Here is a 23,958-nt window from a genome sequence, read left to right on the forward strand (position 1 = left end):
TATTGAGGAAGATTACTCAATGACGGTCTTTTAGATATATTACACATTGCGTGTTGCATGCAACTGTCACATATGATAAAAATACCAATAAGCTAAACGAATTGATAAGTAAGGAGAGATCTTTAAAATATTACTGTTTATGAATCCAGGAGAACTGTTCGAGAATATCGGTATCATTCCAATTTTCACGGCTATTTGATTCTTGTGTCACTAAGAGACGTGCGGTATTGATAATATGGCGCTCCATCTCTTTGCCGGCATTATCTGGGTCACCATTTAGGATCGCTTTATGTAATCCTTGATGATCCTCAAAAGCTTCAAGACAGGTGCGTGAATGAGGAATAGTACTCGGTCCCGATAGTAAAACGGTATTACGGGTATTATCGATAATGGTCAGCGCCCTTTCGACGGCGGCAATTTTAAGAAGTGCTGAGTGATACTCTTTATCTGCTTGAAGTGTTGCTTTTGCATCATCTGCCTCTGCTGCTTTAAAGAGGTTCTGATAAGCAATATTGAGCGCTTCAAGGTCATCTTCGGTCCGAATCATTGCCACTTTTCGAACTAATGGTACTTCGAGCATCAGGCGAATTTGGAAAGATTCTAGAAGATCTTTTAAAGAGGTCGGAAGGATACGAATACCACGATTACGCTCAATACGGACCAGACCGATATTGGCCAGTTGTTGGGCGGCTTCTCGAATGGGGGTTCTCGATGCACCGACCCACTCCCCTATCTCAGTTGCTGAGTAGAGTTTTCCTGGTTCTAACACATTGTTAAGGATCGCTTCACGTAAGAGTTCAAACGCTTGATCAGAGAGACTTTCTATTTTTTTTAGTTTTTTCATATTCAAGTATCGTAATTAAGGAGATAAATGTGTCAACCATCAACTATGCAGTGATTGGAGGAGGAATCAACGGACTCTCCGTTGCAAGACAGCTTCTCATCGACTATCCCGATGCCAATGTGACCCTTTTTGAAAAAGAGTCGGAGGTTGCAAGACATCAAACAAGCCATAACTCCGGCGTGGTGCATGCAGGATTATATTATGCAAAGGGTAGCCTAAAAGCAAGATTATGTCGACGTGGTGTGGAGCTTGTTCGTGATTATTGTCAAACGAATAATCTTCCTTATGATCAGTGTGGAAAAGTTGTGGTCGCGCTCAATGAGATTGAAGAGGAACGATTAAAAAAACTCTATCAAATCGCCCTCGATAACGAAGTACCCAATGTTCGCATGCTCTATGGTGATGAAATTAAAGAGGTGGAGCCCAACTGTATTGGTGTTGCTGCCCTTCACTCTCCTGAAACGGCGATCGTCAGCTATGAAGCGATTGCAAAACGTATTGCCGAAGAGATTCGGGAGCGTGGCGGCAAAATCGAACTCAATAGCCCTGTAGAATCGATCACCAATCGCTCTGATGGTAAGATTAAGATCACACTTGCCGGCAATCGTGCTATTCCTACAGAATTTGATTATGCGATAAGCTGTGCCGGCTTGCAATCAGATCGATTAGCGAAGAATTCAGGTGATATCGATACGCCTAAAATAGTCCCCTTCTTTGGGCAATATTTTGTTTTAGATGATCAATATACAGATGATGTTAAAGGGCTTATCTACCCCGTTCCTGATCCTAAATATCCATTTTTAGGTGTCCATTTTACCAAACGTATTGATGGAAAAATGACAATCGGCCCCAATGCCTTTCTCTCTAAAGGGCGTGAAAATTATGATGGTAAAGGATTTAATTGGCGCGATATTAAAGAGTATCTCCTCTATCCTGGCTTTTGGCGCTTTGCTTTTCGTAATATTCCCGCCGCTATGCGCGAGTCTAAGACGGTTTTTAGCCAACAAAACTTTATTAATGAAGCGACTAAATATGTGCCGAGCCTCGCTAAAATGACGGTCAAGCCAGCAACAAGAGGGATTAGAGCGCAAGCAATGGAAGCAGATGGAACGTTAGTTGATGACTTTGTGATTCGTCGTGATGGGAATATTACCCATATCCGCAATGCGCCATCACCGGGAGCGACCTCTTCTATGGCAATCGCAGAGTATATTGTGCGAGAAGTGATGCTGGGAAAAGAGCATTAAGATTTCACTAGTAGATTTTATTAGTAATTTTTACTAATGAACTAATGAACTAATGAATAATACTAATGAAGAAGTGTATATAGCCTTTGATATGTAAGTATCAAAGGCTAATTGAAATTAAGTTAAAGAAAACTGAATTAAAGGTTAAGTTAACGGGGGGGTTCTGAATTTCAGAAGAATCTCTTCTTGAAGAAGATGCCGGCAACTACGCCACTGAGTACCACCATTATTGCGATCAGTAACATAAATGCCTCTGGTTCATCTTGATATGGCAAGGGAACATTCATCCCATAGATGCTCGCAATTAATGTTGGAATCGAGAGCACAATCGTCATTGCCGTTAAAAGCTTAACCACATGGCTCACATTATTTTGAATAATATTGCCATAAGCATCCATCACATTATTGGCATTGAGTTGGTTGATCTCTGCAACAGAGTAAGCCTGCTCAAGCTCAATAATGGTGTCATCAAATAACTCTTGTCCATCTGCGATGAGCTCTAGGTGGTGCTCATGATTAATCTTTCTCATAAGATGTAACATCTGTTTAAGAGAGATTGTCATATCGAGTAATCCATCGTTGAGATAGAGTAATGTATAGAGCTCTGAATTGCGATATGAGCGGGAGAGCTCCTCCTCTGCTTCTGCGATCTCATGCTCCATGGTATGCATCAATTTAAGATAACGTTGTGCAGTGTGATGAAGGAGATCGAGCGTATTTTGAATAAGCCGCTCTGCCCCTAAACCTTGGCAGTTTCGAATAAAATTCTCCCGTAATTGTGGCGTCTCGACACCACAGATTGTTACAAGGTGAGAGCCGGTCAGCACGATACCAAATGGCACTGTGCGGTAACGGATACCATCGCTATTTTTCTCAATTTCCCGATTCACTGTGGGGACATGGATAATAATGTAGGTGATCCCGGCACTCTTCTCAATCATCGGCCGAGTGTTAGGATCGAGTGCTTCTGCAATAAAATGGCTGGAGATCCCCAATTGGCGATTCATCTTGAGTCGCTCTGCCGCTGTGGGGGCAATCACCTCTACCCAATTCTCTTGCGTGATCTCTGATTCATGGTAGTAGCTATTGCGAATAAGGTTTTTATAGATCTGCATCATTGTGATACCTCCGATATTGTTGGCTGTTTCTTCTGTTTCTGCTTATATCTTCGAATTTTTTCTTCAATCTCGATTCCCGACTCTTCGATCAATGTAGGCGGAGATAACGCTTAAAGTAGAAAAAGAGTATGAGTAGTAGACTCAATCCCGCCATGATGGTGGCGACGATAATGGTAGTCGTAGGATCATCTTCATTCGGTAGCGCAACATTCATTGAGAAGATCGAACCAATCATCGTAGGAATAATCATCACAATGGCGATAGCGGTAAGCGCTTTTAAAACGGTATTGAGATTGTTATGGACAATTGCGGCATAAGCATCCATTAGGTTACTAAGGCTCTCTCGACGCATCTCGGCAACTTCGGCCGATTGCTCAATATCGACTAAAATTGTATCGAGCAGTTTTCGATCAGATTCTTGAATTTTAAAAGTGCGTCCTTGCATCATCTGGCGATAGAGAATGGCCAAGGCGGAGAGCGAAGTTGAGAAGAAGACTAGACTCTTACTCAATTCGATTAAGCTAAAGAGCTCTCTATTTTGGTAAGAGGCACGTAATTTTTGTTGCAATGCTGCCGCGGCATCATTGATATACCCTAAATGATCATCATACGCTTTTGCCACCGCTTTAAAGAGCAGTAGCGTGATGCGCGTCTTCATCTCTGTCTGGAAATCGCCACACTCTCCATTGATGAGTTGCTCAATAAGAGGGTGATGCTGACGACTTACCAGAATGAGATTGCTATCGGTATGAATGATCCCTAAAGGTTGAGTGATATAGGGTGGTTCATGTTTTTCCCCTGCCTTGGGATTTTTAATCGGAAGATTGAGAACAATAAGGTACCCATGCTCATCTCGCTCTAAACGGGGTCGCTCATCTTGATCGAGGGCATCGGTAAAGAATTTTGCCGGCAATTGAAAATGGCGCGTCATCTGATTGATCTCATCCATATTAGGATCGATCAAAAGAAGGAGATGGTTAGGACGAATGACTGATTTTTGGATTAAGCGCTCATCGCTATTTTTGTAGATGGTTAACATGATGTTACTCCTCTATCTAGGCCGATTTATAATGTTCGGATTAAATTTGATCTCTCACGAGATTGATTATTACTGATTGTTATTGGTTATTATCGGTTATTACTGATTGTTATCGGATGCTATTGAGTGTTATCGATTGCAGGTTGCTTTAAAGCATCTTTTTAACCTTAAAGATGAGTAGTGCTCCCACGATTAAGATGCCGGTGATGATGCCTAAGAGCGTTAGGGCGTAAGGTTCATCTTGAAATGGCAAGGGGGTATTCATGCCGTAGAGCGCAGCAATCGACATCGGGATTGCTGAGATGGTGATAAAGATCGTTAAATATTGCACTGAAAGGCTGAGATTATTCTCAATCAGTGCGGAGTAGGCATCCATCAAGTTACGCAAATTGGCATTATAGACACGAGCTAAATTCTCTGCTTGAGCCGTCTCTACAATAAGATCAGAGAGCTGCAGATCCTGCTCATAATCTGCTTTTAGAGTGCTCTGCTCATAAATTAGATTGAGAAGTTTATGGTTATGCTTTAAAGCTTTTGCAAAAAAGAGGAAACTTTTATTGTAATTGAGAAGTTGATAGACAGATTGGTTGTTAAAAGCGCTTTTGAGCTCATCTTCCATCTTTGTTGTCTCCCTCTCAATCTCTTTTGTTGCAAGAATAAAACTCTCCGTAGTCAATTCTAAAAGGCGATAGACAAAGCTTGTCACATCGGCAAAAGCCCACGTTACTAAATATTCATGCTCAAGATGCATCAAGAGCGGTGTTTCATCCTCTAAAATAGTGATCACTCGATTCCCCTTAATAAGGATTGTTAAAAGGGTCACTTGGTAAGGGATGGCAGAATATGGGAGATTTCTTTTAGGAACATGAAGCCTTAAAAGAAGAAGATCGCCAATCTTTTTCTGCAGACTACCGCGAGGCTGATTGAGGGTATCGAGTGGTAGATTGAGCGAGTGAAGGAGTCTATCGACCTTCTCCTTACTCGGCGCGACTAGATTGACCCAAAGCGTTGTTGCTCGTTGTGCTTCTTGAGATCTGTTGGCGTTATTGAGTAAAATTCCATGCTCTGCTGGATAGATCGTCATTATAAAACTCCTTTTTGCGAATGCCTTTGCTCTCTTTCTCAATAACGCTTAAAGTGCGTCACTGCCCTTTTGATGAGTATTGAGGGAGAGAACAATTTTGATAATCAGTTAGGTAAGGCTAAGTGCAATTGAGAGCAGCAATAATTGAGAGCAATCAAATGATCAAAGTTAATAAAAGCGCATATCAAAGCGTATATCCAAATATCCGAATATCTAAACGGAATACACGAAATATATAAAACATATGAATATAAGCTAATAAAACTTATTGAGGGTAACGCAGCTTATCTGTTAAGGCTTAATTTTAAAGTTTAATTTTAAAGCTTATTTTTATAGCGATAACGCAAAAAAGCGTACCCTCAATCATGAAGGCACGCTTTCTAGAGAGATAGTATCAAGATACTGATCTCTGTTATACGTTTTTAATCGACTCACAAGAGATCGATAGAGAGATTATCTCTACCAATTGATCTAAAAGTCTGATCGTCCTCCATTCATTGAGCTTTAGCACTGTACGGCATAAGATCAATCAGATATCAGGAGAAAGCGAGAGGAAGGTAACCCCTGCTTTATTCTATCTATCTTAATTGACTAGCTACGTTATAAACCACCTTAATTCGATAGTTTCTGTTCAAACCCGTTGGCGTCTTTGGACGTTTCTGGGCAGTAGCATATCTCCGTACAGGAGCCTCACCTAACGAGGTATTTTTAATTTGTTGGAGGAGATCATAGACTCAATAGTGCATCGATGTCAACTCTTTTCATAAAAAGAATTTTACTTTAAGCGCTATTTCTCCGTTTCATCCTCTTTCATCTTGCCTGCTTGCATCTCCCAAAAAGAGGCGTAGAGTCCACCTTTCGCAAGTAAAGCATTATGGGTACCCTGCTCGATAATTTTGCCATTTTCCATCACAATTAAACGATCCATTTTGGCGATGGTGGAGAGTCGATGGGCGATGGCAATTACCGTTTTCCCTGCCATCAATTGCTCAAGATTCTCTTGAATCACACTCTCCGATTCAGAGTCGAGTGCAGAGGTTGCTTCATCGAGAATAAGAATGGGCGCATTTTTAAGTAAGACTCGCGCTATGGCAATACGTTGTCGCTGCCCACCTGAAAGTTTTACACCACTCTCCCCAACTAAAGCATCTAATCCTTTCTGCCCATATTGATCTATCAGTTCTCTGACAAATTGATCTGCATGAGTTTTTCTTAAAGCTTCATAGAGCATCTCATCTGTCGCATCAGGATTCCCATAGAGCAGATTATCTCTGATAGAGCGATGAAATAGCGTCGGCTCCTGTGTGACAACGCCAATTTTTTGCCGTAAAGAATCTTGCGTAAAGTGACAAATATTCTCACCATCAATTAATATTTCACCGGCATCGATGTCATAGAGTCGTAGCAGTATCTGCGTTAATGTTGTTTTGCCGGCACCCGATGGCCCTACTAATCCAATTTTTTCTCCCGGATGAATCATCAAGTTGAGATTCTGGTAGATCGGTTTCTCCTTGTGGTAATTAAAAGAGACATTACGGAAGGTAATTTCGCCCTTAACATTTTCTAACATTCCGGCATTAGGATGGTCTTGTACTTCTCGCGATTGGGCTATCACTTTAATTCCATCTTGAACATTACCAATATCTTCAAAAATATGGCTAATCACCCGCATCACCCAGCTTGACATGGTATTGATTCGAATAACAAGACTCATGGTAAATGCGATTGCTCCGGCGGTGATTAAAGAGGCACCCCAGAGATAGACAGAGAGTATGATCGTTGTCGCAATTAAGAGGCTATTTAGAATCATCAGAGTGAGATCCATCATCGTTGAGAGCTGCGTTGATCGAAGAGCGGCATCGGTCTGTTTCTGCATCACCGATTTTGCATCATTCTCATCTTTTTCAGAATGGGAGAAAAGTTTCAATGTTGTGATATTACTATAACTATCGACAATATGGCCCATTAAACGAGAGCGTGCTTTTGCGGAGATATGGGAACGGTGACGTGTTCTTGGAAGAAAATAACGCAAAATCAGCGTATAAAGCAGAATCCAGATTAAGATAGGAAGTGCGAGCCAAGGATTCATCTCAAAGAAGAGAATAATCGTTGTAACCGCATAGATCACAATGCGCCACATAGAGTCGGTAGACATAATCACTGAATTGCGGATCGATTGACCGGTATTCATGACACGGCTTGCAATCCCACCAGAAAGGCTACTATGAAAGAAGTTAAGGCTCTGTTTAACGACATAACGGTGCTGTTGCCAGCGAATCATCGATGTAAAGTTAGTCGTTAATGATTGATTGATCAGAAGATTATGAAGAAATGAGGCTAAAGGGCGGAAGAGTAGAATAACCGATAGCATAAGAATAAAGGTCCAGTGGTGCTTCTCCCAAAGCTCTGCCGGCGTATGAACACTATCGACAAGATCAACAATCTCTCCAATATATTTAAAGAGAAAGATCTCCAATGTTGAGACAAAAAATCCTGTCACAAGGAGTGCAACAAAGACCCATTTAATCTGGCTAATATAGTGCCAATAGAAGGCAAATAACGTTTTAGGAGGCGCCTTATCGGGGTGTGATTTAAAAGGGTCGATAAGGGATTCAAAACGTTGGAGAATTTTCATAAAGGGCCATTATAAAAGTACTAAAAATAGGGGCTAAAAATATTCGATCAATAATATTCGACTGATAGTTGATAGAGTACCTTATTTGATATCTGTTATCAATTAGAGGGTAAGGAATAGATGATAGGAATAGATGAACATGAAAAAGGCGACTTAGTATGTCGCCTTTTTTTATGTTCAGCTATCGATTATTTGTGATAGCAATATGTGATAATAAGTATCAATAAGTGATAATTGGTAATGATAGGTGATTAAAAACTTTGATTAGGCAATTTTGCGCTCGATAAAAGCGCCCCCTAAACAGATATCTCCATCATAAAAGACGATCGATTGCCCGGGCGTGATGGCTCTTTGTGGCTCTCTAAAGTCGACGCGGATTTTGCCCTCTTTTTCTAGTGTCACCTCACATTTAACATCTTGTTGGCGATAGCGAATCTTTGCCGTTAAGCGAGGGTTGACCTCTTCCCAATTGATAGGATTAATTTGATGGAGCTCGCGAGCGATTAGACCCTTTCCATAGAGCTCCTTTTGATCCCCTTGCACCACAATCAATTGATTCTTTTCAAGATCTTTATCCGCCACAAACCAAGGCTCACCTGTAGAATCTTTACGCCCGCCAATCCCTAAACCTTGTCGCTGGCCGATAGTGTAAAATGCTAAACCTTGATGTTGCGCTACAACTTCACCATTAGGCATGACCATATCACCGGGCTCTGTGGGGAGATATTGCATGATAAAATCGGTAAAATCTCGCTCCCCAATAAAGCAGATCCCTGTAGAATCTTTTTTATCAAAAGTGATCAGGCGATTATCGAGAGCAATTTGTCGTACTTCGCTCTTCTCATAATCTCCGATCGGAAAAAGAGTATTGATTAGCTGTTGCTGATTGAGTAGATAGAGAAAGTAACTCTGATCTTTATTATTATCGATACCTTTTAAGAGATAAGCTTTGCCATCTTCCCGGCGAACACGAGCATAATGCCCCGTTGCGAGATAATCTGCGCCCAACTCTTCTGCATACTCTAAAAAAGCTTTAAATTTAATCTCTTTATTACAGAGAACATCGGGATTGGGGGTTAGCCCATCTTTCAACGTATCGATAAAGTAGTCAAATACTCGCTCTTTATAATTTTTAGCGAAATTGACACGGTGAAGTGGAATGCCGAGTGTCTCACAGACCGCTTCTGCATCTTTAAGATCATCTTCCGCACTACAGTAACCTTGGTCAAACTCCTCTTCCCAATTCTTCATAAATACGCCATGAACATCAGCGCCCCGCTCTTTTAAGAGAAACGCCGCTACAGAGGAGTCGACTCCACCGCTCATTCCTACAATGACACGTTTACCTCTTATATCTTCCATCTCTTAGCCTCTCAACTCTTTTAGCCCATTACTATGAATGGTACAAATCTAAATAGTATAAATTTTAATGATACTTTAATGATATTTTAATGATATAAACCATCGATATAAACCATCGATATAAATCATTAATGTAAATTATTGATATAAAATTAATGATACAAACTTTGATAGTCCAAACTTCCAACAGTACTGATTTTAGTGTGGCTGATCCATCATATTGGTTGCTGTAAAAATAAATGGTTAGCATTCTATCGAATAATATAAATAGAAGGCTAACCATTTTTATAGCTGATTTTTATCGCTGATTTCTATTGTTGATTGATACAGTATATCGTTACTGTTTATCGCTCTTCTTTTCATCATCGAGAAGATCGATATAATCACGGAGAATCAATAATCCCTCTTCAAGTAGAAGATCGGTCTCTGTCTCTTTTAAGAGCTTTGTATATGAACCATCTTCGTTGCGGAACTGCTCAAGTGTTAATGGTTCATAATCGTAGAGAACTCGCATTCTATTTTGCAATTGAAGATTCTCTTCCTCTTCGCGCTTAAGCTTCTCTTTGCGCTTATCAAGATTGAGGCTCATCTCATTGATCTTCCAGAGCTCTAATGTCTTATTCGCCTGTTTTTTAAAGATCTGATGCTTCTCTTCCTCTTTAAAGCGCTCTTGACTCTTATTTTGCAACTGGGAAGTCACTTCTTCTGTAATAACCACAGAAGGCTCATAATCCGGAGCTGCATCGATAGTATCCCAAGCCATCACATAGAGCTCTTTCGACTCACCAATCTCATTAGGATCATAAATTGAAGGGAGCGTTACATCAGGCTCAACCCCTTTCTCTTGTGTCGACTCTCCATTTGCGCGGTAGAACTTTGCAATAGTGACTTTCGATTGTCCTGGTTTGGTCGATTTTGCTAAAATTCGGCTAAGATCGATCATCGTCTGAACGGTACCTTTACCAAAAGAGGTTTGACCAGCAATGATTGCTCTCCCCTGATCTTGCATACTGCCGGCAAAAATCTCAGAAGCTGAAGCACTTAAGCGATCGATTAGAACCACCATAGGTCCATCATAGATCAACTCTTCATTAGGACTCGATTGTGCATCTTGCTGACCATCAAATCCTCGCGTTTGAACAATGGTCTTATCACTACCGATAAAGAGTGCAGAGAGATCGATCACCTCCGTTAAAGATCCACCACCATTACCGCGTAGATCAATTAAGAGCCCATCAATATGCTCATCATTGACCAACTTAAGTAGTAATTTTTTAACGTCACGTGTTGTGCTTTTGAAGTCTTGAATCCCTTTTTTACTACCTTCAAAGTCACTATAGAATGCCGGAAGTGTAATAACGCCTAAAGTATATTCCTCTTCACCATTTTCAGAAGGGAGTTGATAGACTTTCGATTTCGCTTCTTGCTCTTCAAGTTTGACTGTATCACGAACGATCTTAACAATTTTTTCTGCGCCTTTTCCTTTATTGCCAATCATCTGTAGACGGACAACAGTATCTTTTTCCCCGCGAACCATCTCAACCACTTTATCAAGACGCATCCCAACAATATCAACAAACTCACCATCTTCACCCTGCGCAACGCCGATAATCTCATCACCGATCTGCACCTGGCCAGTCAAGTCTGCAGGTCCTCCAGGAACGACCTCTACAATCTTGATGGAATCATCATCTTGGCGCAGAACCGTACCGATCCCTTGCAGTGAAAGACTCATACTGATATTAAACTGCTCCATCTGTTTAGCGGAGTAGTAACCAGAATGGGGGTCAAAACTGAGAGAAACGACATTCATAATAAGACTAAAGAGCTCTCCCTCTTCCATATCATGAATTCTTTTTTGCCGAGCATTGTAACGCTTCTGGAGCTTCTCTTTTGCCTCTTCAAGGGTCAAGGTATCATCTGTGACCATGAGGTTAATCAGCTCATTTTGTAGACGATCTTTCCAAAGTTGACGCATCTCGGTCTTATCTTTGGGGAAATTTTCATCTTTGCGCTGAATGACGAGACTCTTATCCACATCGAAGTCAAAATCTTCAGCTAAGATGTCGGTGACCAAAGCATACTGCTCATCCATACGGATCAGGAGTTGTTGGTACATCTCATAGGGAATCTCTAATTGTGAGCGGCGAATGAAGTCATCAAAGCTATACTTATATTGCTCAAATTGATCGATATCTGATTGAACGAAGAAGACCTTCTGTGGATCGAGCGCCTTAAGGTAGAGTGTATAGATACGCTCTGAGAGTGCATCATCAATAGGGATACGATCATAATGATATTGTGCCAAAATTGCCGTATGGGCAGAATTGATCAATTGCTCATTATAGGAAGGCTTCGTGATAATCGGCGTTTTTGGTGTATCGGTTGCGGCGATTGTCGATTGGCCAAATAGAAGTGCTGACGAGATAAAGAGTCCACCGACTAATTTGGCAAAGCGGCTTTTGATAAATTTTTTCCCATTAACCATTACGTTTTCTATATCCATTGTCTGTTTGATTAGTTCGCAAATGTTTGCTGATCAAAGATATATATATTTTATATATCTATATATCTGTATATCTATCTATATATCTTTTTGCTGAATACTTTTGCAATCAGTGCGATAAGAGATATCCCTACCATCGAGAGAATAAGGAATATGATCTGTAAGAGTGACCAATAAACACCCTTATCAGTTCCATTTCAATTGATAAAACTCGTTTTAGTATAGCGGAATCGAGCTTTTTTGTTTAACTTTTTTGCCTACATTACTTAGAGGTAATCGGTAGTGCTGAAGATCAGCATAATTCAATAAAGCCCAATAACAAATCCAATAAAATCCAATAAAATCCCATAAAAGAGAGTCCTATAATTTTAGGACTCTTGTAGGGCTCATTTAGAGATATCCATTACGAATTACGAATAGAGAACGGACTATGAGTAGTGACGATCTTCAAAATCTTTCATAAAGTTCGTCAAAGCGATGACGCCTTCAATCGGCATTGCATTGTAGATACTTGCTCTCATACCGCCAACACTACGGTGTCCTTTAAGGTTGATCAGATGATTCTCTTCTGCTTCTTTTAAGAAGAGTGCATCTAAGGTAGGATCTGCGAGTGTAAAAGGAATAGTCATATTTGAGCGAGCATCAACATCCACACGATTACGATAGAGGCGACTATTATCGATAGTATTGTAGAGTAGGAATGCTTTTTTATGATTAAGCTTCTCGATCTCCTCTAAGCCACCCTTCTCCTTAAGCTCTTTAAGCACTAAGCTCATAAGATAGATTGCAAAAGTTGGCGGTGTGTTGAGCATTGAATCATTTTTAGCCTGTAGCGTATAGTTCAGTGCATCAGGAACATAAGGGGAGGCATTTCCTAATAGATCTTCTCTTACAATAACTAAAGTTAAACCTGCAGGACCAATATTTTTTTGTGCGCCGGCATAGATCACGCCATATTGACTCACATCGATCTTACGGGAGAGGATATTAGAGCTCATATCCGCAACAACAGGGATGGGGCTATTTTTAATATCGTAGAAGAACTCAACACCATTGATTGTCTCATTTGAACAGAGATGGAGGTAAGCACTATTGGGATTAGGGGAGATCTCATTCTGTTTTGGTACAGAGATATAGCCCTCCTCTTTACCACTATAGAGAATATTGTTTTTTGCGTAACGAGCGCCTTCAGCGGCTGCTTTTTTGGACCATATTCCCGTTTCTATATAATCAACGGTGGTTTTACCATCACCAATACGATCACCTAATAGGTTGAGAGGCACTAAGCCAAATTGTGAAAGGCCGCCTCCTTGTAGAAAAAGAACCTTGTAGTTTACCGGGATATCGAGCAACTCACGAAGATCTGCTTCACACTCTTTTGCTAATGCTACAAACTCTTTACTACGATGGGACACTTCCATCACAGAAGCGCCCTGCTTCTGCCAATCGAGAAGTTCTGCTTGCGCCTCTTTTAAGACTTTATAAGGCATTGTTGCTGGACCTGCACAAAAATTGAATGTCTCTCTCACTGCGATTAATCCTCTATTTCTGCTTTAATTAGTGACTTAAATAGTTACTTAAATAGTTGCTTAAGTAGGTTGTTCAAATTAACGAAAACTGCGCTTAAGTCTCATAACCTCATGATGATAAGGTGCTGAATGCTTAAGGCATTAAAAAGATAGTACAAATAAAAATGGTATAAAAGTGATCTAAAAAATCACCTCTATCTTACTACTAAGGGCGAGAGATTTCAGAGATATTTTATCCACAATTGAAGTGGAGGAATGGGATCTTTGGCTCTCTTTAGGGCAAGATAATTTTTGCGAAACTTCTTAAGCAGATGCAGATTGGAATGATATTTGAGAATATCTGAATATTATTCATAATGCTTTTTGCTTTTCTGCTAAAATGGCTCGTTTGAAAGAGATTAATTGAGATTAATTGGTTTAAACCACAGAGGGAAAATTCGTAATGTCTTCTATTATCGATACTGAAATGGCGCGTTTAGTGCCTATGGTTGTTGAACAAACTGGTCGTGGAGAGCGTTCATATGATATCTACTCGCGACTTCTTAAAGAGCGGATTATCTTTATGGTCGGTCAGGTGGAAGATCATATGGCTAACCTAATTGTGGCGCAGCTCCTCTTTTTAGAAGCGGAAGATCCCAATAAAGATATCCATCTCTACATCAATTCTCCAGGAGGATCTGTCACTGCCGGTATGTCGATCTACGATACAATGCAATTTGTTAAGCCTGATGTATCAACAATGTGCTTAGGACAGGCTTGCAGTATGGGAGCATTCTTATTAACTGCCGGGGCTAAAGGTAAGCGTTTTGCCCTTCCTAATTCACGGGTGATGATCCATCAACCGCTTGGAGGATATCAGGGGCAAGCGTCTGATATTGAGATCCATACTCGTGAGATGCTTAAAATTAAGAAGCAACTCAATACTCTCCTTGCGCATCATACCGGCAAAACAGTTAAACAGATCGAAAAAGATACCGATCGTGATAACTTTATGAGCGCGGAGGAGGCGATGAAATATGGTTTGATCGATCAGGTCGTCACTAAGCGTTAAATAGATTAACATCATGAGAAATATCTCTTAAATTGAGCTCAATCGGGTTAAATCGAGTCATTCAGATCTATAAAGAAGTCTCTGATATGCGATATGCGATATGCGATATTTAAGAATGATGATATCAAGTGTTGATAAATGAAAGAATTGGAGTGAATTCACACAATGAGTAATAAAACTGATAAACCCACAAAAAGTATCGAATGCTCCTTCTGTGGTAAAGATCAGAGCGAAGCAGAACGCCTTATCTCAGGAAATGGTGTCTATATCTGTAAAGAGTGTATTGAGCTCTGCAATAATCTTGTAGTAGAAGATGTTAAAGCTGAGCTTGAAGCGGAGTATGAGAGCCTTCCTACCCCAAAAGAGATCTTTACACACCTTGATGAGTATGTGATTGGTCAAGAAGATGCAAAGCGCACCTTAAGTGTCGCTGTTTATAATCACTATAAACGTCTAGAGAGTGAGCGTTTTTCTGATACGAAAGAGGTTGAGCTTAGTAAGAGTAATATTCTCCTCATCGGTCCGACAGGATCAGGAAAGACTCTTCTTGCAGAGACTTTAGCAAAAACGCTCAATGTTCCTTTTGCCATCGCTGATGCAACGACACTGACGGAAGCGGGTTATGTCGGGGAAGATGTTGAAAATATAGTTCTTCGTCTTCTTCAAAACTGTGACTTTGATGTGGAGAGTGCGGAATCTGGAATTATCTATATCGATGAGATCGATAAGATCTCCCGTAGAAGTGAAAATCCTTCTATTACCCGCGATGTCTCCGGTGAAGGGGTGCAACAAGCGCTTCTTAAAATTATTGAGGGAACAACTGCTTCCGTCTCCCCTACCGGCGGACGTAAACACCCAAATGCAGAGCTCATTGATGTTAACACTCGCAATATTCTCTTTATCTGTGGTGGTGCATTCTCTGGCCTTGATAAGATTGTGCAACAGCGCCAATCGAAAGGGGGGATCGGTTTCGGTGCAGAGGTAAAAGCGAAAGATGAGCAGAAAAATATCTCCCAACTCTTATCTGAGGTGGAATCGGAAGATTTAGCGAAATATGGCTTAATCCCGGAGTTTATTGGCCGACTTCCTGTCATCACAACGCTTGAAGAGTTGGATGAAGATGCGCTCGTCAATATCTTAACGGAACCGAAAAATGCTTTAACAAAGCAATTCTCTTATCTTTTTGAGATGGAAGATGTCTCATTAGAATTTACAGAATCTGCTTTAAGAGCGATCGCTAAAAAAGCGTTAGCACGTAAAACAGGAGCGCGAGGCTTAAGAAGTATTATCGAACACCTACTTTTAGATACGATGTTTGAACTCCCATCACTCGATAATGTTGCTAAGGTAATTGTCGATGAGAAGTGTGTGACAGAAGGTGTTGCGCCTGAGATTATTTTTCACAAAGATCATCAAAAGAGTGATGAGAAAGAGATTTCAACGGAGAGCTCCTCTAAAAAGAGCGCCTCATCGAAGTAACTTATCAGATTAGATCAAGTGTTGATAATCAATTTCAGACTGATCCAAACCGACTTAAAAGATTTAATAGAAAAGGAAGAAGAGACTCTTCAAAGATTATGGCAGATCATTTACAATCCCCTCCCCCCATCTCAATGCGCTTTCGTGGTTTTCTTCCCGTCGTTATTGATGTGGAAACAGGTGGGGTTAACCCACGAACAGATGCCCTCTTAGAGATCGCTGCTGTTGTGATCGATATGAATGATGAGGGTAGACTCACCATGGCAGAGAGTGTTTCTGCACATATTGAGCCAGAGAAAGGGCTTCTTCTCAATCCTGAGTCGATGAAGATCAACGGCATCAAGATCGATAACCCTTTCCGCTTTGCAATCTCTGAAAAAGAGGCGCTAAAGAAGGTCTTTGCTGTTGTTCGTGCTGCGTTGAAAGAGAAAGGATGCACTCGTGCTATTTTAGTGGGACATAATGCCCATTTCGATCTTGCATTTTTAAATGCAGCAATCGAGCGGACCGGCATTAAAAACTCCCCTTTCCACCCCTTCTCCGTCATCGATACGGTGAGCCTTGCAGGCCTTGCTTATGGGCAAACAGTGCTTGCACGGGCGATTCAAGCTGCCGGCATTGAGTGGGATCATAGTCAAGCTCATTCCGCACTCTATGATACAGAAAAGACGGCAGAGTTATTTTGTAATATAGTCAATATATGGCAGGAGAAAGTCGGCTTTAATCTCGCCCTGTTTCAACCTAATGATGACCCTATTGATGCCCGATAGGCGCAATAGATGCAATAGAATCAGAATGAACAACCCCGTAGTACCGATAAGAGAGCGTTTGCATGGATAATTTACTAGACCGTTTAGAGAAAAATCTGACACTCCTTGGAAAGCATCAATCCTCCCTAAAAGAGGTTAATATTGGGCTCGAAAGAGAGACTCTTCGAATTAACCCGACAACAGGCAGGATTAGTGATAAAGAGCATCCTGAGACAATCGGATCGGCATTAACGCATGCGAATATCACCACTGATTTCGCCGAATCTCTGCTTGAGTTTGTCACGGATCCTGTGGATTCTCCTGAAAAAGCATTGGCGGACCTCAGTGAGATTCAACGATTTGTCTTAGAGAAGTTAGATAATGAGATCTTTTGGCCTAATTCTATGCCCCCGTTCATTGAATCGGAAGATGAGATCGAAATTGGTCATTATGGCAATTCAAATGATGGCAAGATGAAGTCCCTCTATCGTAAGGGATTGAGCCTTCGCTATGGCAAAATGATGCAGGTTATCTCCGGCATTCACTATAATTTCTCCTTAAAAGATCATCTCTTTGATGCATTTCAAAATGCATTTGACCGTCAAGAGATAAAAGAGATGAGCCTACAGCAGTTTAAGACAGATCGTTATCTCCATGCTTGTCGTAATATCTCTCGCTATGGCTTTGTGATTCCTTTTCTTTTAGGGGCATCACCGGTAATGGATAAGAGCTTTCTTCGTGGGAAAGAGAATCCTTTTGCGTCGCTTAATGCAACAGATAGCTATCTTGACCAAGGGGAATCGTTACGTCTTTCTGATATCGGTTATGGTAACAATAAGTGCCACTTTGATGTCTCATTCAATACGATTGAAGAGTTTACCAAAAATATTCAATTTGCGATTACCACACCATGCAATATCTTCTCGCAAATTCCGGTGGTAGAAAATGGCGAATATAACCAGATCAACAATCACATTTTACAGATCGAAAATGAGTATTACGCGAGCGTTCGACCGAAACAGATTATGCGCCCTGGTGAAAACTTCTTAACAGCGCTCAATCGCCGTGGGATTGAGTATATTGAGTTGAGATCGATCGATATTAACCCGCTCGTAGCGGAAGGTATTGGAATCGATGAGATGCGCTTTATACAACTCTTGATGACAGCTTCTATCTTGACCGATGCGCCGGAATTATCGCAAAAAGAGTATGAGCATAATCAGAAAAATATGAAAGCAGTTGCTAAGCGAGGATTAGATCTCGCTCAAGAATTTAATGTTGCCGGAACAACTCGCACTCTTAAAGCTTCTATTTTAGCGGTATTAGAGTGGTTAACACCTTTGGCACCCATATTAGGAGAAGCGTATCAAGCAGCTCTTGAGAAGATGTATGCACGCGTTGAAGATCCTTCCCTACTCCCTTCACAACAGGTTTTAAGTGCGCTCAAAGAGAGCAGTACGCCTTATCAGACATTTTTCTTAACGCAGGCGAAAAAGCTCTATCAAAAAGAGCTCAAGCCTTTAGATGAGAAGAGTCGCGTTGCATTTGAGGAGAGTGCCATCAAATCTCTGAAGAAACAGCAAGCAATTGAAGCTTCACCCCAAATCCCATTTGCGCAATATCTCGATCACTATTTCCAATTTGAATCTTAAAGTTTAAACAATTTAAATCTAAAATCTAAAATTTAAATAACTTAAATGGTTTGGATCTAAAGATTTGAATCTAGAATTATCTACGTAGCTATCAGTTAATTTGGTAGATATCTTTCGCGCAATTAGTGAGATTAATTGCGCGCTTTAACCTCTTGAGGGACTTCTTAAATTACCTTTCACTAAAGATATAGACCTTGATAGCAAAATCCCATAAACTTACGCTTTATTTATCTACCCTTTTTTAGAGGTATTTCTCAGTGACTGAAGTTGTCGCACAAACAATCGAATCTACTGCGCATATCGCGCAGGAGGTTCACTCCTTAGGCTCCCCCCTTCTCTATACTATCTTTGCCATTGTTGTTGCCGTAATGATCCTTATCGACATGTTTGCACTCAAAGCAAGTGGAGATCATCGTGTTAGCGTAAAAGAGGCTTTGATCTGGACGCTCATCTGGATCACCGTCGCGTTACTCTTTATGGCAGGAATCTGGGGCTATATTCGTTATATGCTGCCACCAGAGATCCTTATTCCTAGTGAATTTGCCACAACGAGTGAATATGCAACGAGTAAAGCACTTGAGTTTTTAACCGGCTATATCGTTGAAAAATCACTCTCGATCGATAATATCTTTATCTTTCTGCTTATCTTTAGCTTCTTCAAAGTTCCCAATATCTATCAGCGCCGCGTCTTAGTCTATGGCGTTTTAGCCGCGGTCTTTTTGCGGGTTGTGATGGTGTTGATCGGTAGCTTCTTGATCTCTAAGTTTGAGTGGATTCTCTACGTCTTTGGCGCATTCCTCCTCTTTACCGGGATCAAGATGTGCTTTGGTCATGATGATGAAGCAGATTTGAGTGAGAATAAGATCGTCAAATGGACTAAAAAGTTTGTTAAGACAACTGATGAGTATCAAAAAGAGCACTTCTTTATTGTCAAAGAGGGAGTTCGTTACGCAACACCGCTCTTTATCGTTTTAGTTTTAATTACTATTTCCGATATCATCTTTGCAGTCGATTCCGTGCCGGCGGTCTTCTCTATCACCGCTGATCCTTTTATTGTGATGACCTCTAACGTCTTTGCAATTTTAGGATTAAGAGCAATGTATTTTCTCTTAGCAGATATGGCAGAACGCTTCCATCTACTACAATATGGTTTGGCGATTATCTTGATCTTTATCGGTATTAAGATGTTGGTACTCTATTTCGACTACCATTTTCCGATTACGATCTCTTTAACAATAATTTTAGGAACTTTAGTGGGTTCGATCATCTTATCGCTGATGATCCCCCCTAAAAAACGATCTTCTTAACCCCATAAGTCTCGTACTACCTGCGAGACTTTTTTCATTTCTCTTCGCAAAAAGGACGCGTCATGTTAGAGAAACTCTTTAAACTTAAAGAACACGGCACAACGACTCGAACAGAGATCATTGCCGGAATTACGACCTTCTTAACGATGTCATATATCATTTTCGTAAATCCAAGCCTGCTCTCAACTACAGGGATGGATCACGATTCTGTCTTTATGGCTACCTGTCTTGCGGCCGCAATTGGTACTTTAGTGATGGCATTTGTTGCAAACTACCCTGTTGGACTTGCACCAGGAATGGGGCTGAATGCTTTCTTTGCGTTTACAATTGCAGCTCCCGTTGCTGCGGGTGGTTTTGGCTATACTTGGCAAGAAGCTTTAGGCGCTGTTTTTGTCTCCGGCGTGATCTTCTTTGCACTCACTATTACCGGGCTTCGCTCATGGATTATCAATGGTATTCCTAAATCATTAAGAGCTGCTGTCGGTGCGGGTATCGGCCTCTTCTTAGCTTTCATTGGTCTTTCTAATCCTGAAGTAGGCATCATCAAGGCGAATTCAGCAACGCTTGTAAGCTTAGGTGATCTCTCATCTCACGGTGCGCTCTATGCAATTTTAGGATTCTTCTTAATTGTAGTGTTAGATAACTTTAAGATTAGAGGTGCGATTCTTTTAAGTATCTTGATTGTCTCTGTGATCAGTGCCTTAACAGGTCACACAGAGTTTAAAGGTGTGATCTCAACGCCTCCTTCAATCGAGCCAACATTCTTCCAATTAAGCTTTGAAAAAGTCTTAAGTGGCAGCTTCGTACAGATCTTAATCGCTCTTGTTCTTGTAGAGCTCTTTGATGCTACCGGCGTTCTAATGAGCGTGGCAAAACAGAGTGGTCTACTCGATGAGACAAAGGTTCCAGATGCTAAAAAACGCTTTAATCGTGCGCTTTTTTCTGATAGTACCGCGATTCTTTCTGGAAGCCTTTTAGGAACGAGCTCTGTAACAGCTTATGTTGAGAGTACTGCCGGCGTTCAAGCAGGAGGACGAACAGGTCTTACAGCACTTGCGATTGCTGCTTGTTTTATTCTCGCAATCTTCTTCTCACCATTAGCGAACTCAATTCCTGCTTATGCAACGGCTCCGGCATTAGTCTATATCGCAGGCTTGATGTTAAGAGAGTTAACAGAAGTTGAGTGGGATTCCCCTACCGATTCAATTCCAGCAGCACTCTTAGTATTAGGGATTCCATTTACTTACTCGATTGCAGAAGGTTTTGCCTTTGGATTTATCAGCTATGTTGCATTGAAGTTAGGGACAGGAAAATTAAAAGATATTCATCCTGCCACCTATATCATTGCGATTCTATTTTTAGTAAAATTTGCACTCTTCTAGGATCTTCCCCTTTTCTCGGGTAAAGATGCTAACCTAGAGATGAGCATTGAAATAGGCATCAGTACGCCATATTAGAGCATGATCTTTAATATGGCGTTTTTAAATGTGGGGTTTTAGAAGTATGAATCATTTTATTACAGCAACGTATCGATTCTTTTTTAGTAGCGACTTTGCCATGGGGGTAAAGATGGCGCTAGGGATCTTCCTGCCTGTTGCGCTGTTAGCCCTCTTCTCAATTCCGCTAGAGATCTTAATGATTGCCGGTTATGGTAGTTTAACGATGTCTATTGCCGATCAGACCGGCACCTTAAAGCATAAACGCAATGAGATGCTAGGCACCTTTATTGCGATTGTCCTGATTACCCTGCTCTTTATCTTTCAATCACCAGGGCTCCATCTTCTAAAGATCGTTTCACTCTCACTTATCTCATTTGTCGTAGCCTTCATCTATGCTTTTAAGGCTAAATTTATCGCTCTCGGATTTATCGTGGGCTTTACGGCCCTTCTTGCCGCATCTAATAGCGCTGCCACTCCCGCGGTCTACCTCTTCTTCTTCTCTTTAGGGGCTCTTTTCTATTTTGCCTTTAGCATGGCGGTGACGAAGATTTTTCAGATCTATATTGTGCGGCAGAATCTCTCCGGCATCTACTTTCTCCTTTCGCGCTATCTTAAAGCACTCTCAAAATGTTACCGTCAAAATGTAGTGATTGAGAAAGAGTTTAAAAACTTTATCAACTCTCAAACTGAGCTACTTGAGGAGTTGCAGGTGATGCGAGATCTTCTTTTTCGCCTCGACTATGAGAAGGATCATCGCCTCAATCAGATGGTCAATGAATTGCTACTCCTGATAGAAACTCGTGAGATTGCAACTATTCCATTGCAAGATTTTGTGATTATTCGCGAGAATTATCCCAATAGTGATCTGCAGATTTTCTTTCGTGATAGCTTCTCAAAAGCGGGAATCAACCTTGAAGAGATGGGGATGTACTCCTTACGTGCCGGCGATATGTTAAAGCGTCTCGGCTTTAAGGCAGAATTGCGTGCTTTAGAGTATGAATTAGAACTTCTACGCCGGCAAGATTTAGAGGGCGAAGCGTTAGAGGCCTATCAAATTGTAGCGAATCACTTTCGTAAAGTTTGGTCACTTTCCCGTAATTTAGAGCGTATTCGCTCATTCTTAGTCGATGATGTTGCGCTTGAGGGAAGCTTCCCTAAACATAAATTGAAAAAGTTTCTCTCCCAGTCGCATTGGTCTAAAGATTATATTACCCAGAATTTAACTCTCCAATCACCTGTGCTACGTTTTGCAATTCGCTCTTCACTTGCGATGTTTTGCGCACTCTCAATTGTGAGCATGACCGATTTTCTCTCTCACGGTTTCTGGATCGCTTTTACACTCTTAAGTCTTATGCGACCAGGATTTAGTCTTACTAAAGAGCGCAGTAGAAATCGAATTATCGGCACCATTATTGGCTGTATCGTTGGAGGGATCTTAATCTCCATGGAGATCTCAACTTTAGGGTTGCTCTCGATTCTCTTTGTCTCGGTTATTCTTAATAATGGTTTAATTCGTATCCATAACCCACTTAGCGTCACTTTTACGACAGTCTATGTCCTAATTATTCTCAACATTAGTAAAGATTTAACGATGTTCCAAGGGATATCTGTCTCTATTGAGCGCATCATTGATACCCTAATTGCCGCTGTTATTGCGATCGGCTTTAGCCATTTTCTTCCAAGTTGGGAGAAGGTCAATCTTCCACGACTTACTAAAAGTGCGAGAAAAGATCTCTTTACGGTGATTGAAGAGATAGAGAAATGGCAAATTACGAAAGAGAGTGAGGATGACGCTGATCTTAAATTAGCGCTCCGCCGGGCTCAAGTCTCTATTGTCTCTCTCTCAAATTCTCTAGAGCGGATGAAAGATGAGCCGATTAAGAATAGAGAACGGGATATCTCAACGATTAATGATGAGTTGATTGAGATGCAATCTGTGCTCTCTCAGCTCTCCTATTTAGCATCTCTACTTGAGGGGAAAGATGCAACAAAGATCCCGGAATTTAGGGAGATTTTCCAAGTGATCAAGTTCCGCATGGATCCCAAAATCCATAATAGCCGCTCCCATCGTATCCCTAAATTTATGATGCGTGAGTTAAAGCCCCTTATCTGGCTAGTGGAGCCTAAATAGCGCCATACGTACAGAGCAATGCGATCACATAAATTATGATCTGAGGAGTTATGATCTAATGGTTACGATCAAATGAATGATTGATTACTAAAAGTGATGACTAAAATTGATAACTATGACGATTAAGAGTTGGCATTTATTGATGATAATCGTATTATTAAAGAATCGCTTTACTCTTTCATCGATATTGAGGAGTAGCGGCATCGAGTCGTAGACGATATCCGGCAGTAGGATATTCAATGGTAGGCGCAGGTAACAGATATGTACCAATTTTTAGGGGAATATGAGTTAAAGGTCGATACGAAAAATCGTATCGCGCTCCCTGCTGCCTTAAGAAAACAGTTTAATGGGATGAACCATTTTGTCATCAGCCGTGCGCTCGATAAATGTCTTAACTTCTACCCGATCGAAGCTTGGCGCCAAGTTGAAGAAGAATTAGAAAAACTAAACCCTTTTGTAAAAAAAGAGCGTGACTTTGCACGCTTTGTTCGAGGTGGCGCAACAGAAGTTCTCTTAGATGCTCAAGGGCGAATGGTTCTCCCTAAAAGATTGATGCAATATGCCAATATTGAGAGTGATCTTATCCTCTTAGGAAATGGTAATCTCTTTGAAATGTGGGATCTAACCACTTATGAAACGATGCTCGATATCGATCCAGAGGATTTCTCCCTCTTAGCTGAAGAGGTGATGACAAAAGAAGAAGAGGTTGAAGAAGCGCCTCTCTTAGACCCTTCTATTGTGGTTCCTTTAGGCCGTCGATAGATTGTCCGGGATAGGTGAGGCTAG

At 41.0% G+C, this 23,958-nt stretch carries 17 protein-coding genes and 1 riboswitch; of the genes, 9 read left to right on the forward strand and 8 right to left on the reverse strand.

The genetic code is table 11. The features are described from left to right. Window positions 1-130 precede the first annotated feature (130 nt). Entirely contained in the window at window positions 131-844 is a 714-nt protein-coding gene (locus B9T19_RS07685) for a GntR family transcriptional regulator (protein ID WP_094568045.1), read from the reverse strand. Between the two features lie 29 nt (window positions 845-873). Between B9T19_RS07685 and lhgO the strand changes: the two genes are divergently transcribed. After that, window positions 874-2,091: an L-2-hydroxyglutarate oxidase gene (lhgO, locus tag B9T19_RS07690; RefSeq protein ID WP_094568046.1), complete on the forward strand. Its 1,218-nt coding sequence runs from the start codon at window positions 874-876 to the stop codon at window positions 2,089-2,091. A gap of 170 nt (window positions 2,092-2,261) precedes the next feature. Here the strand turns inward: lhgO and B9T19_RS07695 are convergent, their stop codons facing one another. From B9T19_RS07695 to serC, 7 genes are all read right to left on the reverse strand, one after another. Further along, complete coding sequence (locus B9T19_RS07695; protein WP_233146821.1) at window positions 2,262-3,209, reverse strand: magnesium transporter CorA family protein; 948 nt, start codon at window positions 3,207-3,209, stop codon at window positions 2,262-2,264. A gap of 88 nt (window positions 3,210-3,297) precedes the next feature. Continuing rightward, window positions 3,298-4,248, reverse strand: coding sequence for a magnesium transporter CorA family protein (locus B9T19_RS07700; RefSeq protein ID WP_094568047.1), 951 nt, complete (start codon window positions 4,246-4,248; stop codon window positions 3,298-3,300). Between the two features lie 148 nt (window positions 4,249-4,396). Next, window positions 4,397-5,332 carry a magnesium transporter CorA family protein gene (locus tag B9T19_RS07705; RefSeq protein WP_094568048.1) on the reverse strand — a complete coding sequence of 312 codons (936 nt, stop codon included), beginning with the start codon at window positions 5,330-5,332 and terminating at the stop codon, window positions 4,397-4,399. A gap of 482 nt (window positions 5,333-5,814) precedes the next feature. Then, window positions 5,815-6,041: riboswitch (M-box (ykoK) riboswitch) on the reverse strand. Between the two features lie 78 nt (window positions 6,042-6,119). Beyond that, window positions 6,120-7,967, reverse strand: a complete 1,848-nt coding sequence (locus B9T19_RS07710) for an ABC transporter ATP-binding protein (RefSeq protein ID WP_094568049.1) — start codon at window positions 7,965-7,967, stop codon at window positions 6,120-6,122. A gap of 264 nt (window positions 7,968-8,231) precedes the next feature. Further along, the gene (gene mnmA, locus B9T19_RS07715; protein ID WP_094568050.1) at window positions 8,232-9,329 is read right to left on the reverse strand and encodes a tRNA 2-thiouridine(34) synthase MnmA; all 1,098 of its coding nucleotides are present in this window, start codon (window positions 9,327-9,329) and stop codon (window positions 8,232-8,234) included. A 337-nt stretch (window positions 9,330-9,666) separates the two neighbouring features. Further along, a complete protein-coding gene (locus tag B9T19_RS07720; protein WP_233146822.1) occupies window positions 9,667-11,835 on the reverse strand; it encodes a carboxy terminal-processing peptidase in 2,169 nt (722 codons plus the stop codon). A gap of 428 nt (window positions 11,836-12,263) precedes the next feature. Then, window positions 12,264-13,364 carry a 3-phosphoserine/phosphohydroxythreonine transaminase gene (gene serC / locus B9T19_RS07725; RefSeq protein ID WP_094568052.1) on the reverse strand — a complete coding sequence of 367 codons (1,101 nt, stop codon included), beginning with the start codon at window positions 13,362-13,364 and terminating at the stop codon, window positions 12,264-12,266. 442 nt (window positions 13,365-13,806) lie between these two features. Between serC and clpP the strand changes: the two genes are divergently transcribed. From clpP to mraZ, 8 genes are all read left to right on the forward strand, one after another. Then, window positions 13,807-14,415 carry an ATP-dependent Clp endopeptidase proteolytic subunit ClpP gene (clpP, locus tag B9T19_RS07730; protein WP_094568053.1) on the forward strand — a complete coding sequence of 203 codons (609 nt, stop codon included), beginning with the start codon at window positions 13,807-13,809 and terminating at the stop codon, window positions 14,413-14,415. Window positions 14,416-14,580: 165 nt separating this feature from the next. After that, window positions 14,581-15,894 carry an ATP-dependent Clp protease ATP-binding subunit ClpX gene (clpX, locus tag B9T19_RS07735; RefSeq protein WP_094568054.1) on the forward strand — a complete coding sequence of 438 codons (1,314 nt, stop codon included), beginning with the start codon at window positions 14,581-14,583 and terminating at the stop codon, window positions 15,892-15,894. Between the two features lie 98 nt (window positions 15,895-15,992). After that, complete coding sequence (rnt, locus tag B9T19_RS07740; protein WP_094568055.1) at window positions 15,993-16,664, forward strand: ribonuclease T; 672 nt, start codon at window positions 15,993-15,995, stop codon at window positions 16,662-16,664. 62 nt (window positions 16,665-16,726) lie between these two features. After that, entirely contained in the window at window positions 16,727-18,295 is a 1,569-nt protein-coding gene (gene gshA / locus B9T19_RS07745; RefSeq protein WP_094568056.1) for a glutamate--cysteine ligase, read from the forward strand. A gap of 257 nt (window positions 18,296-18,552) precedes the next feature. Further along, complete coding sequence (locus B9T19_RS07750; RefSeq protein ID WP_304441098.1) at window positions 18,553-19,602, forward strand: TerC family protein; 1,050 nt, start codon at window positions 18,553-18,555, stop codon at window positions 19,600-19,602. 62 nt (window positions 19,603-19,664) lie between these two features. Further along, window positions 19,665-20,984 carry an NCS2 family permease gene (locus B9T19_RS07755; protein ID WP_094568057.1) on the forward strand — a complete coding sequence of 440 codons (1,320 nt, stop codon included), beginning with the start codon at window positions 19,665-19,667 and terminating at the stop codon, window positions 20,982-20,984. A gap of 121 nt (window positions 20,985-21,105) precedes the next feature. Next, window positions 21,106-23,172 carry an FUSC family membrane protein gene (locus tag B9T19_RS07760; RefSeq protein WP_158214383.1) on the forward strand — a complete coding sequence of 689 codons (2,067 nt, stop codon included), beginning with the start codon at window positions 21,106-21,108 and terminating at the stop codon, window positions 23,170-23,172. 261 nt (window positions 23,173-23,433) lie between these two features. Beyond that, a complete protein-coding gene (mraZ, locus tag B9T19_RS07765; protein WP_094568059.1) occupies window positions 23,434-23,934 on the forward strand; it encodes a division/cell wall cluster transcriptional repressor MraZ in 501 nt (166 codons plus the stop codon). Window positions 23,935-23,958: the final 24 nt, after the last annotated feature.

Origin of the sequence: Ignatzschineria sp. F8392 (genome assembly GCF_002252045.1) — a bacterium.
Taxonomy (GTDB): domain Bacteria; phylum Pseudomonadota; class Gammaproteobacteria; order Cardiobacteriales; family Wohlfahrtiimonadaceae; genus Ignatzschineria.

Excerpts from the sequence above, each read along its gene's own strand:
- B9T19_RS07685 (WP_094568045.1), bottom strand. The coding sequence starts at position 844 with ATGAAAAAACTAAAAAAAATAGAAAGTCTCTCTGATCAAGCGTTTGAA.
- B9T19_RS07695 (WP_233146821.1), bottom strand. The coding sequence starts at position 3,209 with ATGATGCAGATCTATAAAAACCTTATTCGCAATAGCTACTACCATGAA.
- B9T19_RS07700 (WP_094568047.1), bottom strand. The coding sequence starts at position 4,248 with ATGTTAACCATCTACAAAAATAGCGATGAGCGCTTAATCCAAAAATCA.
- B9T19_RS07705 (WP_094568048.1), bottom strand. The coding sequence starts at position 5,332 with ATGACGATCTATCCAGCAGAGCATGGAATTTTACTCAATAACGCCAAC.
- B9T19_RS07710 (WP_094568049.1), bottom strand. The coding sequence starts at position 7,967 with ATGAAAATTCTCCAACGTTTTGAATCCCTTATCGACCCTTTTAAATCA.
- mnmA (WP_094568050.1), bottom strand. The coding sequence starts at position 9,329 with ATGGAAGATATAAGAGGTAAACGTGTCATTGTAGGAATGAGCGGTGGA.
- B9T19_RS07720 (WP_233146822.1), bottom strand. The coding sequence starts at position 11,835 with ATGGATATAGAAAACGTAATGGTTAATGGGAAAAAATTTATCAAAAGC.
- clpP (WP_094568053.1), top strand. The coding sequence starts at position 13,807 with ATGTCTTCTATTATCGATACTGAAATGGCGCGTTTAGTGCCTATGGTT.
- clpX (WP_094568054.1), top strand. The coding sequence starts at position 14,581 with ATGAGTAATAAAACTGATAAACCCACAAAAAGTATCGAATGCTCCTTC.
- rnt (WP_094568055.1), top strand. The coding sequence starts at position 15,993 with ATGGCAGATCATTTACAATCCCCTCCCCCCATCTCAATGCGCTTTCGT.
- gshA (WP_094568056.1), top strand. The coding sequence starts at position 16,727 with ATGGATAATTTACTAGACCGTTTAGAGAAAAATCTGACACTCCTTGGA.
- B9T19_RS07755 (WP_094568057.1), top strand. The coding sequence starts at position 19,665 with ATGTTAGAGAAACTCTTTAAACTTAAAGAACACGGCACAACGACTCGA.
- B9T19_RS07760 (WP_158214383.1), top strand. The coding sequence starts at position 21,106 with ATGAATCATTTTATTACAGCAACGTATCGATTCTTTTTTAGTAGCGAC.
- mraZ (WP_094568059.1), top strand. The coding sequence starts at position 23,434 with ATGTACCAATTTTTAGGGGAATATGAGTTAAAGGTCGATACGAAAAAT.